This window comes from Herbiconiux solani NBRC 106740 (genome assembly GCF_001571005.1).
Lineage (GTDB): Bacteria > Actinomycetota > Actinomycetes > Actinomycetales > Microbacteriaceae > Herbiconiux > Herbiconiux solani.
The window spans coordinates 1-13,688 of record NZ_BCST01000002.1; the positions used below are offsets into that span (position 1 = coordinate 1).

Here is a 13,688-nt window from a genome sequence, read left to right on the forward strand (position 1 = left end):
CTGTTCGCGGTCGCGTTTGAGCGCCACGATCACGAAGCGGAAGATGCGGGCGATGCCGACCAGCGGGGGCTAATGGAATGAGATTCGGGGGGTACGAGTGCACTATGCACTCGTACCCCCCCGTTTTTCATTCCGTTCGGAACGCACCACCCGCGTGAGCGGGGTGCTTTGAGGTCGAAGCACGTACGCTGAGGGGATGGCAGACGAACCGGCAGCCCTCGACCCCGCCCAGCTGAGCGCGTACTTCTCGCTGATCGAGGTGAGCAGCCTGCTCCGGCACGCGGTCGAGGGGCAGCTGCGAGAGGCCGGCGGGCTGAGCTACGTGCAGTTCCAGCTGCTCGCGACCCTGGGCGATGCGCCCGCGGGCAGCCGGCGCATGACGGATCTGGCCGACGGCGTCGTCTACAGCCGCAGCGGCCTCACCCACCAGGCGGGCCTCCTCGAGACCGCCGGCCTCGTGACCCGCGCACCCTCGCTCGACGACGAGCGCAGCGTGACCGTGACGATCACCGACGCCGGGCGCGCGTTGCTGGCGAAGGTCTTCCCGGGCCACATCGCGCTGCTGAAGCAGACGTTCTTCGCTCCGCTCGACGAGGCCGACGTGGATGCGCTGGCCGAGTCGCTCGGGCGGGTCCGCGACCAGATGCGGTCGACCCCGCCCCGCTCGGCGGCCCCTCGCCGCCGCGCCCGTCCCGTCGACCGCTGACCCCGTCCCGCGAGCGCACTGACGGAGGTCGGACCGCTGCCATCCCGCCAGGCACGTGCGGCCGCCCGACCCCTCGGGTGAATTGCCGGGTGAAGGCGCGATCCAGGCGCCGGACCTCCCCACGGCGTCTGCCTACGATGTCTTTCGGTCGCCGCTCTGATCCCCATCCTGGCGGCGGCCGGACCCGTTGACACGTGCATCGGGGCGACCCCGGGCCCTGTGCCCGGGGTCGCATCCCCCGTTCTTCGTGCCGGCCGCCCTCCGCACGCTCGTGCCGCCGACTCAGGCCGCTCTCGCTGACTGCACCCGGCAGGGCATGTCTCGCGGGCGGATCCGCTCGTAGCCTTCTCGTGACGCCGCAGCCCGCGGCATCCCGAACCGAAGGAGAGCCCCGTGACAGCTCAGCCGACGAAGACCACCGACGTCGAGTACGGCTCGGCCGGCCCGGTGCCGCTGCTGCTCGACGTGTACGACTGCGGGGGCACCCCCGAGGAGGACGCCCAGCGCGCGGCGATCATCCTCATCCACGGCGGCGGCTGGTTCCGCGGCGACAAGAGCAAGGAGCTCTCGCTCGGCTCGATGCTCGCCTGCGCCGGCTACCTCGTCTTCGCGGTGAACTACCGCGAGGCTCCGGATGCGACGTTCCCGGCCAGCCGCGACGACGTGCTGACCGCGGCCGAATGGGCCCTCGCCTCGGACTGGGCGTTCGACCGCAGCAAGCTCGCGTTCTTCGGCGGCTCGGCCGGAGGCAACCTCTCGATCGAGGCGAGCATCGCCACGGGTCGCCCGGCCGTCAGCTGGTCGGGCATGTTCGATCTGCTCGGCATCGTCGAGGCGACGGACTCGCTTCCCGCGACCCCGACGAGCCAGGACCTCGACGCGATGAAGAGCGCCGACATCAACCAGACCGGGCGGGACGACGCGTTCCTCCGCTGGACCATCCTCAACGAGGTCGGCGGCGACCGCAGCCTGCTGGCCCAGGCGTCGACCAGCCGGCATGCCTCGGCGAAGGGCGGGCCGGTCTTCCTCGCCAACTCGCTCGCCGAGTTCGTGCCGGTGACCGACGCCTCCGGGATGCAGGCGGCACTCGCGGCGGTCGGGGTGCCGAGCACGCTGCAGCTGATCCCGGGTACTCGGCATGCCGAGGGATACACCCAGGCGGCGATCGGGCCGACCCTCGCGTTCCTCCGCTCGGTGTTCGAGACGGATGCGCCGGATGCGGCGGGCACGACGGATGCGGCGGTTGCCGGTACGGCGGTTGCGACGGATGCGGCCGGCACGGCCGGCACGCCGGGTGCGGCCGGCACGGCGAGCGCGGCGGTCGCGTCGTGAGCGGCGTGCTCGGCGGCGTGGGCAACGTCTTCTACTTCGTCGACGACCTCGAGGCCGCGGTCGAATGGTACTCGGCCCGGCTCGAGCGGGAGCCGGTCGTACGCGGTGGCGCCCTCGTGGCGTTCGACGTCGACGGCACCCGCCTGACGCTGCACCAGACCGACGAGTTCAACTCCCCCGGCCCGGCCGGCACGAGCCCGCATTGGACCGTCGCCGACGTCGACGACGTGGTCGCCGACTGGACCGCCCACGGCGCCGTCGCGCACCGCGGCCCCAAATCCGTCTTCACGGGCGAGCGGCTCTGCCAGCTGCTCGACCCGTTCGGCAACCTCTTCGCGATCCGCGAGGCCCCGAAGGATGTCTGACCTCGACCCGCGCGAGGAGCCCGTCGACGGTGTGACGTCGAGCACGTCGCCGTCGGGACCCCCGGCTTCTCCGCAGGCCGCATCGACCGACGCGCCGCCGGCCGCGCCAGCCGCGCCAGCCGCGAAGCCCGACGACCCGGCTGCCCTCCCCACCGCCGACGAGGCGATCGACGCCCTCTCCGACCGCGCCGGCGCCTTCTACAGTGCCCTGATGAACGAGCACTTCGTGCTCGAATCCGCCCGAGGCATCACCGTGAGCGAGTCGAGCAGCCGCGCCTCGCTCTACCTCACGACGCTCTCCAGCGCCCTGGTCGCGTTCGGCTTCCTGGCGCAGACCGACTACGCCCTCGGCTTCCTGACGGTCGTCATCCCCGTGATCGTGCTGCTCGGCATCTTCACCTACGAGCGTCTGGTCGAGACCTCGCTCGAGGATGTGGCCGCGCTCGACTCGATCCAGCGCATCCGTGCCGTCTACTCCACGACGCTGCCGGGGGCGGCGAAGTACTTCCCCCGCCCGGTGGGGCCGCACGCCCCGAACGAGATGCTGCCGATCGGCCGCCGCGCCTCGTGGATCGGCGTCTTCTTCACGACCTCGACGGCGATCGCCGTGGTCAACTCGATCGTGGCCGGGGCGGGGGTGGCGATCGTGCTGATGCAGGTCACCGCGCTCGGAAACGTGGCCATCCTGATCGGCCTGGCGACGACGGCGGTCATGGCGGTGCTACACGGTATCTACCAGGAGCACCGCTACGCCGCCCTCCGCCGAGCCCTGCACGCCGCCCGCTGACGGGGCGCCGGCCGCAACCGCTTCAGCGTGACGACGGGCCGTCGGTCACGGCACGAAACGGACGACGTCGCCGGGCTGGAGGGTAGGGCCCCAGGCGAGGATGTCGCGGCCCTCGAAGTCGCCGCTGTCGTGGTAAATGTGGCGCGCATCCGTGCCGAAGCGCTGGCCGATCTCGTCGCCCCGGTCACCGTCGGCGATGACGTAGCGGATGAGGGCGCCGCTCGCGTCGAGGATCGCCTCGCCCTGCGCGTGCTCACGCGGGCCGCCGTCGACGAGGGCCGCTGCCGACCCGCCGGACCCGCCGGACCCGCTCGCCCGCGCATCCTCGAAGAGCACGAGGTCGTTCGGGGTCACGGGCGTGCCGGTCTCGGCGAAGTGCGTGCCGTCCTGCCGGAGCAGGTCGCCTGCGTCCACGGCGAAACGAGCGGCGATGGCGGAGAGCGTGTCGCCCGTGGCGGGGAGGTAGGTCGTGATCTCGCCGCCGCCGTCGGCCAGCACCTGCCCGGTGGCGCCTGGGCGCGGGCCGAGGTCGGCGATGATCTGGCCGGCCGATCCGCTGTCGGTCGCGGGCGACGGCGTGGATGCGTCGGCAGGCGTGCCAGCGCCCGCCCCGGCCTCGGGACCTGCGGCGGGCGAGCCACGGGTCGCTCCAGCTGCGGCGGTCGCCGCGCCGGAGGTGGGTGAGGTGCCCACCCCGTCACCGGCGCATCCGGTCACGCCCACCAGCACCACCACCGCCAGCGCGATCGCGGCCCGCGTCGAACGCCTCGCTCTGCGCCATCCCCGATCGTGCATGTCCATGCGCACCCCCTGGGTCGACCATAGCCAGAGAGGCATGGGACTCGTACTCCCATGCGCGGCGTTCACCCCGGCCGTCTAGGATCGGGGGACCCCGACGCCAGGAGAACCGCGTGAGCGACGCCAGCACCACCACCCCAAAGCCCGCCGTGCTGTTCGTGTGCGTGCACAACGCGGGGCGGTCGCAGATGGCGGCCGGGTATCTCCGGGATCTCGCGGGCGACCGGATCGACGTGTTCTCGGCCGGCAGCGAACCGGGCGACGCCGTGAACCCGGCCGCGGTCGCCGTGATGGCCGAAGAGGGGATCGATCTGGCCGGCGCGACCCCGCGCATCCTCACCACCGATGCCGTGCGCCAGGCCGATGTCGTCATCACGATGGGCTGCGGCGACGCGTGCCCGATCTTCCCGGGCAAGCGCTACGAGGACTGGGAGCTCACCGACCCCGCCGGCCAGCCGATCGAGGTCGTGCGCACGGTGCGCGACGACATCAAGCGCCGGGTGCAGGCGCTGGTCGCCGAGCTGAGCTGAGCCACGCCGGGTCGCAGCGGGCCTCCCCGACGCCGGAGGCGTCCTCCGCGCCGCTAGGCTGAGCGCCAAGACGTAGACGCCGGGGGGCGGAATGGGGGACGACTCGTGACGACGGAGACCTGGGCCGGCTGGATCGTGCTCGCGGCGATCGCGATCACCCTCCTCGGGCTGATCGTGGTGCACGTGGCGCCGACCGGCCTCGACCCGCTGCACAACCCGGTCAGCCAGTACCACCTCACCCGCTTCCGCCCGTGGATCGCCGTCTCGACGATCTCGGCCGGCGTCGCCGGGATCGCCGCGATCATCGAGCTGACGGCGATGCTCGGCGGGGCGGCGCTCGTCGCCGGAATCCTGCTCGGGATCTTCGCGGCCGCGCGCATCCTCATCCCCTTCCTGCGAATGGATGCGCCAGGCACCGGCCCAACCGCGATCGGCCGCATCCACAACGTGCTGGCTTTCGCTGCCTTCGGGCCCGTCACCGCAGCGGCCTTCGTCGCGGGCGGGGCACTGCACGACGGCGGCTACCCGGGGATCGCGACATGGTCGACCGTGTTCGGAGTGGTGGCGGCGGTCGGCGCGGTCGGGATCCTGATCCTCGGCGTCACGCGGCGGAAGGGCCTGTTCGGCCTGTTCGAGCGGATCATCTACCTGGGCTTCATCGCCTGGTTCGTGCTCATCGGCGTGGCCGGGGTCGCCGGCCTGCGCTGACCTTCGTCTAGCCGAGCCGCTCCGCCAGCTCGCTCAGGTCGCCGACCTCGAGGTCGAAGCGGTCGTCGACCGACGGACGCTCGGCTCCGGGGCGCGCCACGTACGCCGTGCGGAAGCCGTGCTCGGCGGCGGCCCGCAGATCCCACGGATGCGACGCCACGAACAGGGTGAGCGCCGGATCGAGTCCGAGGGCGTCGATCGCGTACCGGTACGCCGCCGGATCCGGCTTGAACGTCTGCACGGCCCCCGTCGACAGCACGACGTCCCAGCTGATCGCGGAGGCGTTGGCCACCCGGGCGAGCGAGTCCAGGTCGCCGTTGCTGACGCCGGCCACCACGCGGGTGCGGCGGAGGGCAGCGGTTGCGGCGGCCACCTCGGGCCACGCCGCGTACTCCCGGTCGACCGCTCCCGCGATCTCCGCGACCGCGTCGAGCAACTCTCGTCCGTCGCCCGAGCCGTTGGCAGAGGGCCCGACACCGGGCCGGTCCGCGACATCCCGCACCGCCTGCCGGGCCGCCTCGCCCACGAGCTGCCGATGAGCTCGCCAGGGCGCGTCGCCCGAGACGACCGCGTCCATTCGCTGCTCGAGCAGCTCGGCCCAGCGCGCGCCGAACGGACCCGCATCCGCCAGCCCGGCGACCTCGGCGACCGCCCGGGCCGAGCGCGCCCACGCCGTCTCCTCGTCGACGAGCGTGCCGATCACGTCGAACACGATGGCCTCGATGCGCTCCGGCGCGAACCCCACGATCTCCATCCTCCGAGTCAACTCCCCTCCGCCGCGATGCGCCGGGGACCACCGACGCCCGGGTGGTCGCCGCCTCAGAGGCGCACGACGAGCTTGCGTGCCGAGACTCCCGCGCGCAGGCGGTCGAGCGCCGGCTGGATCGCCTCGAGGCCCTCACCCACGACCTCGGCCTCCGGCGCGCACACGTACCGCCCCTCGGCGAGCGCCGCCGGCAGGTACTCGCCCCAGAGCATCGGCCCGACCTCGTTGGTCATCAGCGAGCTCCCCCACACGTACCGAGCGCGGATGCCCCGCGTCCGTGCCCGAACCTGGAGGGCGACGTTTCCGGCCACGAGCCGCGCGATTGTCCGCACGCCCGCCCCGCTCAGACCCCCGCGCCGCGGCAGCGACCCGAACGACACCGAGGGGCTCGCGAGCGCCACCCGGCGCGCACCCGTGGCCGCGGCGATCGCGACCGACGGCTCGGCCGAGCCTGTCCCCACCGCGAGCACCCCCGCCACCTCGTCGTCCGCGATCGCGGCCACGAGATCGGCGACCGCAGTCGGACTGCGATAGTCGACCACCACGTCGGCGCCGAGCTCCCGCATCCGCTCGTGGTTGCGCGGCGAGGCGGTGGTCACGACGCGGTGACCGGATGCGACGGCCAGCTGGATCGCATTGCTCCCGACGCTGGTCGACCCGCCCCAGATCACCACGGTGCGACCCGTGGGCGTGACGACGGCCGACGGATGCGGCAGACCCAGGTGATCGCGCTGATACAGGGCCGTCGCCGCGGTCGAGACGGCGAGCGGCAGGACGACGGCCTCCTCGTAGGGGAGATGGGCGGGCAGCGGCGCCGCCAGATCCTCCCGTACGACGGTGAGCTGCTGGAAGCCGCCCTCCGCCCGGTGGCGGCGGCCCCGCTCCATGCCGACCGCGAACGCGACGACCCGGTCGCCGACCCGGAAGCGCTCGACCCCCGCGCCGACGGCCACGACCTCGCCCGCGACGTCTTCGCCCAGCACTGCCGGGGTCGGCAGCCAGCGGTACATCATCGGCCCGACCCACTGCTTGATCTCGTCGAGCGGATTCACGGCGAGGGCCCGATTCCGCACGAGCAGTTCGCCCGGGCCGGGCTCGTGCACCTCGGCCGGCCCCACGACGAGATCGGCCCGGTCGGCGGGGAGCCACGCGGCGGAGTTGGTGAGCACGGTCGTCGGCACGGAGAGCCTCCAGGGCTGAGTCGGGTCGGGGTGAGGTCGCGAAGTCAGGACTTCGAGTCATGACATGTCGTGTCATCACCATAGCACCTGATGTCACATCGTGTCATCGGCTACGCTGGAGCCATGGCACGCTGGGCCCCCGACGCCGCACTCCGCCTCGAGCGCGCCGCGATGGAGCTGTTCACCGAGAACGGTTACGCCGCGACGACCGTCCCCGCCATCGCGGAGCGCGCGGGGCTCACGACGCGCACCTTCTTCCGGCACTTCGCCGACAAGCGCGACGTGCTCTTCCTGCGCGAGCGCGAGTTCCCGTCGGTCGTCGCCCACCTGCTGACGGATGCTCCTGCCGGACTCGGTACGATCGACCTGCTGATGCACGGCCTCGACGGCGCCGCATCCGGTGATCTCGAACGCTGGCGCGACGACATCGCGGCCCGGCGGGCGATCATCCGCTCGGAGCCGCAGCTGCGCGAGCGCGAGCTGCTCAAGTCGGCCGGGCTCGCCGACGCGATGCGCGACGCACTCGTGTCGAACGGCACCCCGGCCCCGGATGCGGCACTCGCCGCCTCAGCAGCCTCCGCGCTCTTCGATCTGGCGCTCGAGACCTGGCTCGCGGGGCCGCCCGGAGTCACCCTCACGAGCATCCTGCACGACCACCGCCTCCGCCTCACCCGCCTGCTCGCGCCCTCCGCGTGAAGCGGCACCGGAGCCGGCGCCGCAGCGGAGGCTCGTGCACCCGCCCCGCCGCGGCGGCTCAGGACTCGGGCGCGGTTCCCCGAAGCGTGACCGCCACGCGGTCGAGCAGGTCGTCGACCTCATCCTGGTCGTAGCCGGTCCTGAACTTCGTCTGCGTGAACCGCGCCTGGACGACGTCCTCGGTCGACACGGGATAGGCCGGCGCCGGTCCGCCCTCGAGGTGCGCGATGCTCGCGGCGCAGCGCGCCAGGAACGCGTCCACCTCGTCGGTGTCGTAGCCCTGCCGGAACGCCGTCGGCGTGAGTCTCGCCGCCGCGACCGCCTCGGCCGTGATCAGCGGCGTCTGCTTCCGCGGCCCCCCGAACCCGAACAATCCCATGCCACGACCCTACCGGCCGCCACCGACCACCCCCGGCAGCCGACGCCGGCACGCGCGCTGACCCCTCAGAGCAGGCGCTCGGGGTGGTACGCCCGGCGGCGGAGGTCGTGCAGGGCGACCGGATGCGCGACCACGAACGCGACCAGGTCGCCCCCGCGCACATCGGCCGGCAGCACGCACCGCACGTCGCCGTAACGGCGGCACGGCCGCGCCACGAACTCGGCGTCGTCGGCCCGGGAGACCCGGCCGATCAGCCGGAACGTGCTCTCGAGCGGCTCACACCCGTCGAGCTCGGCATCCAGCCAGAGGTCGGGTGCGAATCCGCCCGGAGCCCCCGTCACCGCCTCCACCGTGCTCACGACGACCGCCCGGTAGCGACCCGGCACCGCTTCCACGGAGGAGGGCCGCCCATCTCGGACCTCCCCCGTCCCCGCCCGGCCCGGGACGTCCCCACGCCGCCCCGGGCCCGGCTCCCCCGCAGTGCGACCCGGCGCCGCCTCCACGACCCGGGTGCACGGCGTCCCCGCCGCCCGCGCCATCCCCGCCAGCGACTCCCCGGCGATCGTCACGTCGTCACGTGTGATCGCCGCCGCCCGCGGCCAGAGCGCGAGATCCGGATGCCGCGAGTGGTGCCGCCGGTACCAGGAGAGCGTGTGCACGAGACTCACGAGCCCGAGACCCCCACGCCCGCCCCCACCCGCAGCTGCCGGCACCCGACCGCCCCGGCGCACGGCACGGCGATCAAGTCATCGACCGTAGTGTCCGACGGCAGCGACACGATGCTCCCGCCCACCAGGAACGGCTGCGAGCGCCGCGTCGAGCTCCGCCCGATCAACCGGGCCTCCTCGAGGTGGGCGGGCAGGGCATCCAGCTCGGCATCGAACGTCAGCACCGGGGCGACGGACTCGACTTGAGCATCCGAGACCCCCGTCACCCGCACCACCACGACAGACGCCTGCTCCCGGTCCGACGGCCGCCCGTGCGTCCCCGGCACGACCGCCGCGGCGACGTGCACGCACGGCGTCTCGCAGATGTCGACGAGCCGGAGCAGCGACACCCCCGAGACGATCACATCGGTGGTGGTGGGATGCGTCCACTCCGGCCACCGGTCGATGGCGAGCGGATCGGGGATGGTCGAACGGAGCGAGGGAAGGATGCTGGTGAGAGTCACGAGGGAAGGTCTACGCCGTCCGCACCCGGCCGTGGGGGTTCCTAACGGGATACGAGCGCGAACGCCCCGGATCCTGACGCCGATCGCATCCCGCGACAGGATCGCGTAAGGGTTTCGCCCCACCCGCCCCCACCCGCGTCAGGAAGTCGTTAGGACCGCCGGATGCGCCCGATCCGGCGAGCATGATCGTCCTCCGTACCCGTGCGCCCACCCTGGGCGCCTGTCGGATGGAGAAACACAGTGCTCGACGTCGTTTACATCGTCGCGATCCTCGCCGTCTTCGGCGTGGTCGCTCTGGTCGCCTGGGGGGTCGGGAAGCTGTGATCGTTCTCGAACTCATCGCTGCGGCACTGGGCGTGGCCGGAGTGGCCTACCTCGTCGTCGCCCTCGTGAAGCCGGAGAAGTTCTGACATGGAAGCATGGCTTCTCGTCGCCCAGCTGGCGACCCTCGCGATCATCCTCGCGGTGATCTACCGCCCCCTCGGCGACTTCATCGCCTGGACCTTCACCTCCGCCAAAGACCTCAAGGTCGAACGCGGCCTCTACCGTGTCGTCGGCGTCGACCCCGCCGGCGAGCAGACCTGGGGCGCCTATCTTCGAGGCGTCATCGCCTTCTCGCTGATCGGCGTGCTGTTCGTCTACGCGCTGCAGCGCCTGCAGGCGGTGCTCCCCTACTCCCTCGGCCTGCCGGCCGTCCCCGAGGGGCTGTCGTTCAACACGGCCGCCTCCTTCGTGGCCAACACGAACTGGCAGTCGTACTCGCCCGAGGTCACGATGGGCTACACCGTGCAGATCGCCGGCCTCGCGGTGCAGAACTTCGTCTCCGCCGGCGTCGGTCTCGCGGTCGCGATCGCCCTGATCCGCGGCTTCTCGCGACGCAGCACCGGTACGCTCGGCAACTTCTGGGTCGACCTGACCCGGGGCACGCTGCGCATCCTGCTCCCGCTGGCCGTGCTCGCGTCGATCGTGCTGATCGCCGGCGGCGTCATCCAGAACTTCAACGGCTTCACCGACGTGACCACCCTCACCGGCGGCACCGCGACGATCCCGGGAGGCCCGGTGGCCTCGCAGGAGGCGATCAAGATGCTGGGCAACAACGGCGGCGGGTTCTTCAACACCAACTCCGCGCATCCGTTCGAGAACCCCACGCCCTGGACGAGCCTGTTCCAGGTCGTGCTGATGCTCGCCATCCCGTTCTCGCTCCCCCGCGCCTTCGGCAAGATGGTCGGCGACAACCGCCAGGGCTACGCGATCCTCGCCGCCATGGGCGCCCTGTTCGTGATCTCGGTGGCCGCACTCACGACGTTCGAGATCGCCGGGGCCGGCACCGGTCCGCAGCTCGCGGGCGGCGCCATGGAGGGCAAGGAGCAGAGGTTCGGCATCGCCGCATCCACCCTGTTCGCCACCACCTCGACCATCACGTCGACCGGTGCGGTCAACTCGATGCACGACAGCTTCACGTCGCTCGGCGGCATGATGACCCTGTTCAACATGATGCTCGGCGAGATCGCGCCGGGCGGGATCGGGGCCGGCCTCTACGGCATCCTGATCATCGCGATCATCACGGTGTTCATCGCCGGCCTCCTGGTCGGCCGCACGCCGGAGTACCTGGGCAAGAAGCTCGGCCCGCGCGAGATCAAGCTGGCGAGCCTCTACATCCTCGCCACGCCCACCCTCGTGCTCGTCGGCACGGCGCTCAGCTTCGCCATCCCGGCGATCCGCGACGACGTCACCACGACGTCGATCTGGAACCCCGGGCTGCACGGCTTCACCGAGGTGCTCTACGCGTTCACCAGCGCCGCCAACAACAACGGCTCCGCGTTCGCCGGCCTCACCGCCAACACCCCGTGGTTCAACACCGCGCTCGGCGTGGTGATGCTGCTCGGCCGGTTCATCCCGATCGTGCTCGTGCTCGCCCTCGCCGGCTCGCTGTCCTCGCAGGGCAAGGTGCCCGTGACCGCGGGAACCCTGCCCACCCACCGCCCGCAGTTCGTGGGCCTCCTCGTCGGCGTGATCCTGATCGTCGTCGCACTCACCTACTTCCCCGTGCTCGCACTCGGACCTCTCGCCGAAGGGCTCCAGTAATGTCCACCATCACCCCGACCAGTTCACCCGAGCCGTCCACGCGGCCCGCGGGCGGCGCCTCCGAGACGCCCGCCCCGCGCACCTTCAGCCTCGCCCAGCTGGGCAAGGGCCTGCCCGGCGCGCTCCGCAAGCTCGACCCGCGCGAGATGTGGCACAACCCGGTCATGTTCCTCGTCGAGGTCGGCGCCGCGCTCACCACGGTGATCGCGATCGCGCAGCCCTTCCTCCCCGCCGAGACCGGCGCGCAGGCCACCTCGCTCGCCTTCACCTGGGCGATCGCGGTCTGGCTCTGGCTGACCGTGCTGTTCGCGAACCTCGCCGAGTCCGTGGCCGAGGGCCGCGGCAAGGCGCAGGCCGCCACCCTCCGCGCCACCCGCACCAGCACCATGGCGGCCAAGGTCGTCGACTACGACCCGGCCGGTGACCCGGCGGCGCTCTCCGCCACGACGACTCCGGTGGCCTCGGCCGACCTGAAGCTCGGCGACGTGGTCGTCGTGGTCGCCGGCGAGCTCGTCCCCGGTGACGGCGACATCATCGACGGCATCGCCTCGATCGACGAGTCGGCCATCACGGGCGAGTCGGCCCCGGTCGTGCGTGAGTCCGGCGGCGACCGCAGCGCGGTCACCGGCGGCACCCGCGTGCTCTCCGACCGGGTCGTGGTGAAGATCACGTCCAAGCCCGGCGAGACCTTCGTCGACCGGATGATCCGGCTCGTCGAAGGCGCGTCCCGCCAGAAGACCCCCAACGAGATCGCCCTCAACATCCTGCTGGCGAGCCTGTCGGTCATCTTCCTGGTCGTCGTCCTCACCCTCGGCCCCATCGCCGGGTACTCGGATGCGGCGCCCTCGATCGCGGTCATGGTCGCCCTCCTGGTGTGTCTGATCCCGACCACCATCGGGGCCCTGCTCTCGGCCATCGGCATCGCCGGCATGGACCGGCTCGTGCAGCGCAACGTGCTCGCCATGTCCGGACGCGCGGTCGAGGCGGCCGGCGACGTGACCACGCTGCTGATGGACAAGACCGGAACGATCACCTACGGCAACCGCCGCGCCTCCGAGTTCCGCACCCTCACCGGTGTCGACACGGCCGCGCTGCGGAACGCCGCCGCGCTCTCCTCGCTCAGCGACCCGACCCCCGAGGGCAAGTCGATCGTCGACCTGGCCGAGGCTCAGGGCTTCCGCCGCCCCTCGACGGTGGACGGAGAGATCGTGCCCTTCACCGCCCAGACCCGGATGAGCGGCATCGACTTCGCCGACGGCCGCCAGATCCGGAAGGGCGCCGGCTCGGCCGTGACCGCCTGGGCCCGCGAGACCGGCACCACGGGCAGCACGCTGTTCGATGAACTGCAGCAGCAGACCGACGCGATCGCCGGCCTCGGCGGCACGCCGCTGGTCGTCGCCGTCCGCGAGGCCGGGACACCCGCGCGCATCCTCGGCGTCGTCTACCTCAAGGACATCGTCAAAGAGGGCATGGCCTCCCGCTTCGCCGAGCTGCGCTCGATGGGCATCCGCACCGTGATGATCACGGGCGACAACCCGCTGACCGCAAAGGCGATCGCCGCGGAGGCGGGCGTCGACGACTACCTCGCCGAGGCCACCCCCGAGGACAAGCTCGCGCTGATCAAGAAGGAGCAGGAGGGCGGCCGCTTGGTCGCCATGACCGGCGACGGCACGAACGACGCCCCGGCACTCGCCCAGGCGGATGTCGGCGTCGCGATGAACACCGGCACGAGCGCCGCGAAGGAGGCCGGCAACATGGTCGACCTCGACTCGGACCCGACCAAGCTCATCGACATCGTCGCGATCGGCAAGCAGCTGCTGATCACCCGCGGAGCGCTCACCACGTTCTCGATCGCCAACGACGTCGCGAAGTACTTCGCGATCATCCCGGCGATGTTCGCGGCCGTCTTCCCGGGCCTGGGGCTGCTCAACATCATGCAGCTGCACTCGCCGTCGTCGGCCATCCTCTCGGCGGTGATCTTCAACGCGCTGGTGATCATCGTGCTCATCCCGCTGGCACTGAAGGGCGTGAAGTACCGGCCGATGTCGGCCTCGCGCATCCTCAGCCGCAACATCCTCATCTACGGGCTGGGCGGAGTGATCGCGCCGTTCATCGGCATCAAGATCATCGACCTCGTCGTCAGCCTCCTGCCGGGCTTCTGAGCCCGGCGCCCCTCCCTGATAC

Annotated in this window: 16 protein-coding genes; 10 read left to right on the forward strand and 6 right to left on the reverse strand. The window is 71.8% G+C overall.

All coding sequences use genetic code 11. The features are described from left to right. The first annotated feature begins 196 nt into the window (after nt 1–196). The 4 genes from HSO01S_RS03185 to HSO01S_RS03200 all read left to right on the forward strand — a co-directional run bounded on the left by HSO01S_RS03185 (nt 197) and on the right by HSO01S_RS03200 (nt 3,190). On the forward strand, nt 197–706 hold the full coding sequence (locus HSO01S_RS03185; protein ID WP_066039152.1) for a MarR family winged helix-turn-helix transcriptional regulator: 510 nt from the start codon (nt 197–199) through the stop codon (nt 704–706). A 393-nt stretch (nt 707–1,099) separates the two neighbouring features. After that, nucleotides 1,100–2,038 carry an alpha/beta hydrolase gene (locus tag HSO01S_RS03190; RefSeq protein ID WP_066039153.1) on the forward strand — a complete coding sequence of 313 codons (939 nt, stop codon included), beginning with the start codon at nt 1,100–1,102 and terminating at the stop codon, nt 2,036–2,038. After that, nucleotides 2,035–2,403 carry a VOC family protein gene (locus HSO01S_RS03195; protein ID WP_066039154.1) on the forward strand — a complete coding sequence of 123 codons (369 nt, stop codon included), beginning with the start codon at nt 2,035–2,037 and terminating at the stop codon, nt 2,401–2,403. Before HSO01S_RS03190 ends, HSO01S_RS03195 begins: the two co-directional genes overlap by 4 nt. After that, a complete protein-coding gene (locus HSO01S_RS03200) occupies nt 2,396–3,190 on the forward strand; it encodes a hypothetical protein (RefSeq protein WP_066039155.1) in 795 nt (264 codons plus the stop codon). Before HSO01S_RS03195 ends, HSO01S_RS03200 begins: the two co-directional genes overlap by 8 nt. 45 nt (nt 3,191–3,235) lie before the next feature. On the opposite strand, the gene HSO01S_RS03205 is transcribed toward HSO01S_RS03200, so the two are convergent. Beyond that, a complete protein-coding gene (locus HSO01S_RS03205; protein ID WP_066039156.1) occupies nt 3,236–3,991 on the reverse strand; it encodes a hypothetical protein in 756 nt (251 codons plus the stop codon). Nucleotides 3,992–4,101: 110 nt separating this feature from the next. Here HSO01S_RS03205 and HSO01S_RS03210 point away from each other — a divergent pair, with 110 nt between their 5' ends. After that, nucleotides 4,102–4,518, forward strand: a complete 417-nt coding sequence (locus HSO01S_RS03210; RefSeq protein WP_157078870.1) for an arsenate reductase ArsC — start codon at nt 4,102–4,104, stop codon at nt 4,516–4,518. A gap of 105 nt (nt 4,519–4,623) precedes the next feature. After that, nucleotides 4,624–5,226: a DUF998 domain-containing protein gene (locus HSO01S_RS03215; protein ID WP_066039157.1), complete on the forward strand. Its 603-nt coding sequence runs from the start codon at nt 4,624–4,626 to the stop codon at nt 5,224–5,226. Between the two features lie 7 nt (nt 5,227–5,233). On the opposite strand, the gene HSO01S_RS03220 is transcribed toward HSO01S_RS03215, so the two are convergent. Together HSO01S_RS03220 and HSO01S_RS03225 are read right to left on the reverse strand one after the other, a co-directional pair. After that, the gene (locus HSO01S_RS03220) at nt 5,234–5,980 is read right to left on the reverse strand and encodes an HAD-IA family hydrolase (RefSeq protein ID WP_066039158.1); all 747 of its coding nucleotides are present in this window, start codon (nt 5,978–5,980) and stop codon (nt 5,234–5,236) included. Between the two features lie 65 nt (nt 5,981–6,045). Further along, nucleotides 6,046–7,173: a zinc-binding alcohol dehydrogenase family protein gene (locus HSO01S_RS03225; RefSeq protein WP_245635874.1), complete on the reverse strand. Its 1,128-nt coding sequence runs from the start codon at nt 7,171–7,173 to the stop codon at nt 6,046–6,048. A 123-nt stretch (nt 7,174–7,296) separates the two neighbouring features. Between HSO01S_RS03225 and HSO01S_RS03230 the strand changes: the two genes are divergently transcribed. Beyond that, a complete protein-coding gene (locus HSO01S_RS03230) occupies nt 7,297–7,869 on the forward strand; it encodes a TetR/AcrR family transcriptional regulator (protein WP_066039159.1) in 573 nt (190 codons plus the stop codon). 58 nt (nt 7,870–7,927) lie between these two features. On the opposite strand, the gene HSO01S_RS19670 is transcribed toward HSO01S_RS03230, so the two are convergent. From HSO01S_RS19670 to HSO01S_RS03245, 3 genes are all read right to left on the reverse strand, one after another. After that, a complete protein-coding gene (locus HSO01S_RS19670; protein ID WP_066039160.1) occupies nt 7,928–8,248 on the reverse strand; it encodes a DivIVA domain-containing protein in 321 nt (106 codons plus the stop codon). Between the two features lie 65 nt (nt 8,249–8,313). Next, the gene (locus HSO01S_RS18580) at nt 8,314–8,916 is read right to left on the reverse strand and encodes a hypothetical protein (protein WP_157078871.1); all 603 of its coding nucleotides are present in this window, start codon (nt 8,914–8,916) and stop codon (nt 8,314–8,316) included. Beyond that, nucleotides 8,913–9,419 carry a hypothetical protein gene (locus HSO01S_RS03245; protein ID WP_066039162.1) on the reverse strand — a complete coding sequence of 169 codons (507 nt, stop codon included), beginning with the start codon at nt 9,417–9,419 and terminating at the stop codon, nt 8,913–8,915. The genes HSO01S_RS18580 and HSO01S_RS03245 overlap by 4 nt, the downstream gene beginning before the upstream one ends. 320 nt (nt 9,420–9,739) lie before the next feature. On the opposite strand from HSO01S_RS03245, the gene HSO01S_RS19385 reads away from it, so the two are divergent. The 3 genes from HSO01S_RS19385 to kdpB are packed head-to-tail and all read left to right on the forward strand — an operon-like array spanning nt 9,740 to nt 13,666. After that, a complete protein-coding gene (locus HSO01S_RS19385; protein ID WP_066039163.1) occupies nt 9,740–9,829 on the forward strand; it encodes a potassium-transporting ATPase subunit F in 90 nt (29 codons plus the stop codon). Between the two features lies 1 nt (nt 9,830). Then, entirely contained in the window at nt 9,831–11,504 is a 1,674-nt protein-coding gene (kdpA, locus tag HSO01S_RS03255) for a potassium-transporting ATPase subunit KdpA (protein WP_066039164.1), read from the forward strand. Continuing rightward, nucleotides 11,504–13,666 carry a potassium-transporting ATPase subunit KdpB gene (kdpB, locus tag HSO01S_RS03260; protein ID WP_066039165.1) on the forward strand — a complete coding sequence of 721 codons (2,163 nt, stop codon included), beginning with the start codon at nt 11,504–11,506 and terminating at the stop codon, nt 13,664–13,666. The genes kdpA and kdpB overlap by 1 nt, the downstream gene beginning before the upstream one ends. The last annotated feature ends 22 nt before the right edge of the window (nt 13,667–13,688 follow it).

Excerpts from the sequence above, each read along its gene's own strand:
- HSO01S_RS03230 (WP_066039159.1), top strand. The coding sequence starts at position 7,297 with ATGGCACGCTGGGCCCCCGACGCCGCACTCCGCCTCGAGCGCGCCGCG.
- kdpA (WP_066039164.1), top strand. The coding sequence starts at position 9,831 with ATGGAAGCATGGCTTCTCGTCGCCCAGCTGGCGACCCTCGCGATCATC.
- kdpB (WP_066039165.1), top strand. The coding sequence starts at position 11,504 with ATGTCCACCATCACCCCGACCAGTTCACCCGAGCCGTCCACGCGGCCC.
- HSO01S_RS03185 (WP_066039152.1), top strand. The coding sequence starts at position 197 with ATGGCAGACGAACCGGCAGCCCTCGACCCCGCCCAGCTGAGCGCGTAC.
- HSO01S_RS19670 (WP_066039160.1), bottom strand. The coding sequence starts at position 8,248 with ATGGGATTGTTCGGGTTCGGGGGGCCGCGGAAGCAGACGCCGCTGATC.
- HSO01S_RS03220 (WP_066039158.1), bottom strand. The coding sequence starts at position 5,980 with ATGGAGATCGTGGGGTTCGCGCCGGAGCGCATCGAGGCCATCGTGTTC.
- HSO01S_RS03200 (WP_066039155.1), top strand. The coding sequence starts at position 2,396 with ATGTCTGACCTCGACCCGCGCGAGGAGCCCGTCGACGGTGTGACGTCG.
- HSO01S_RS03205 (WP_066039156.1), bottom strand. The coding sequence starts at position 3,991 with ATGGACATGCACGATCGGGGATGGCGCAGAGCGAGGCGTTCGACGCGG.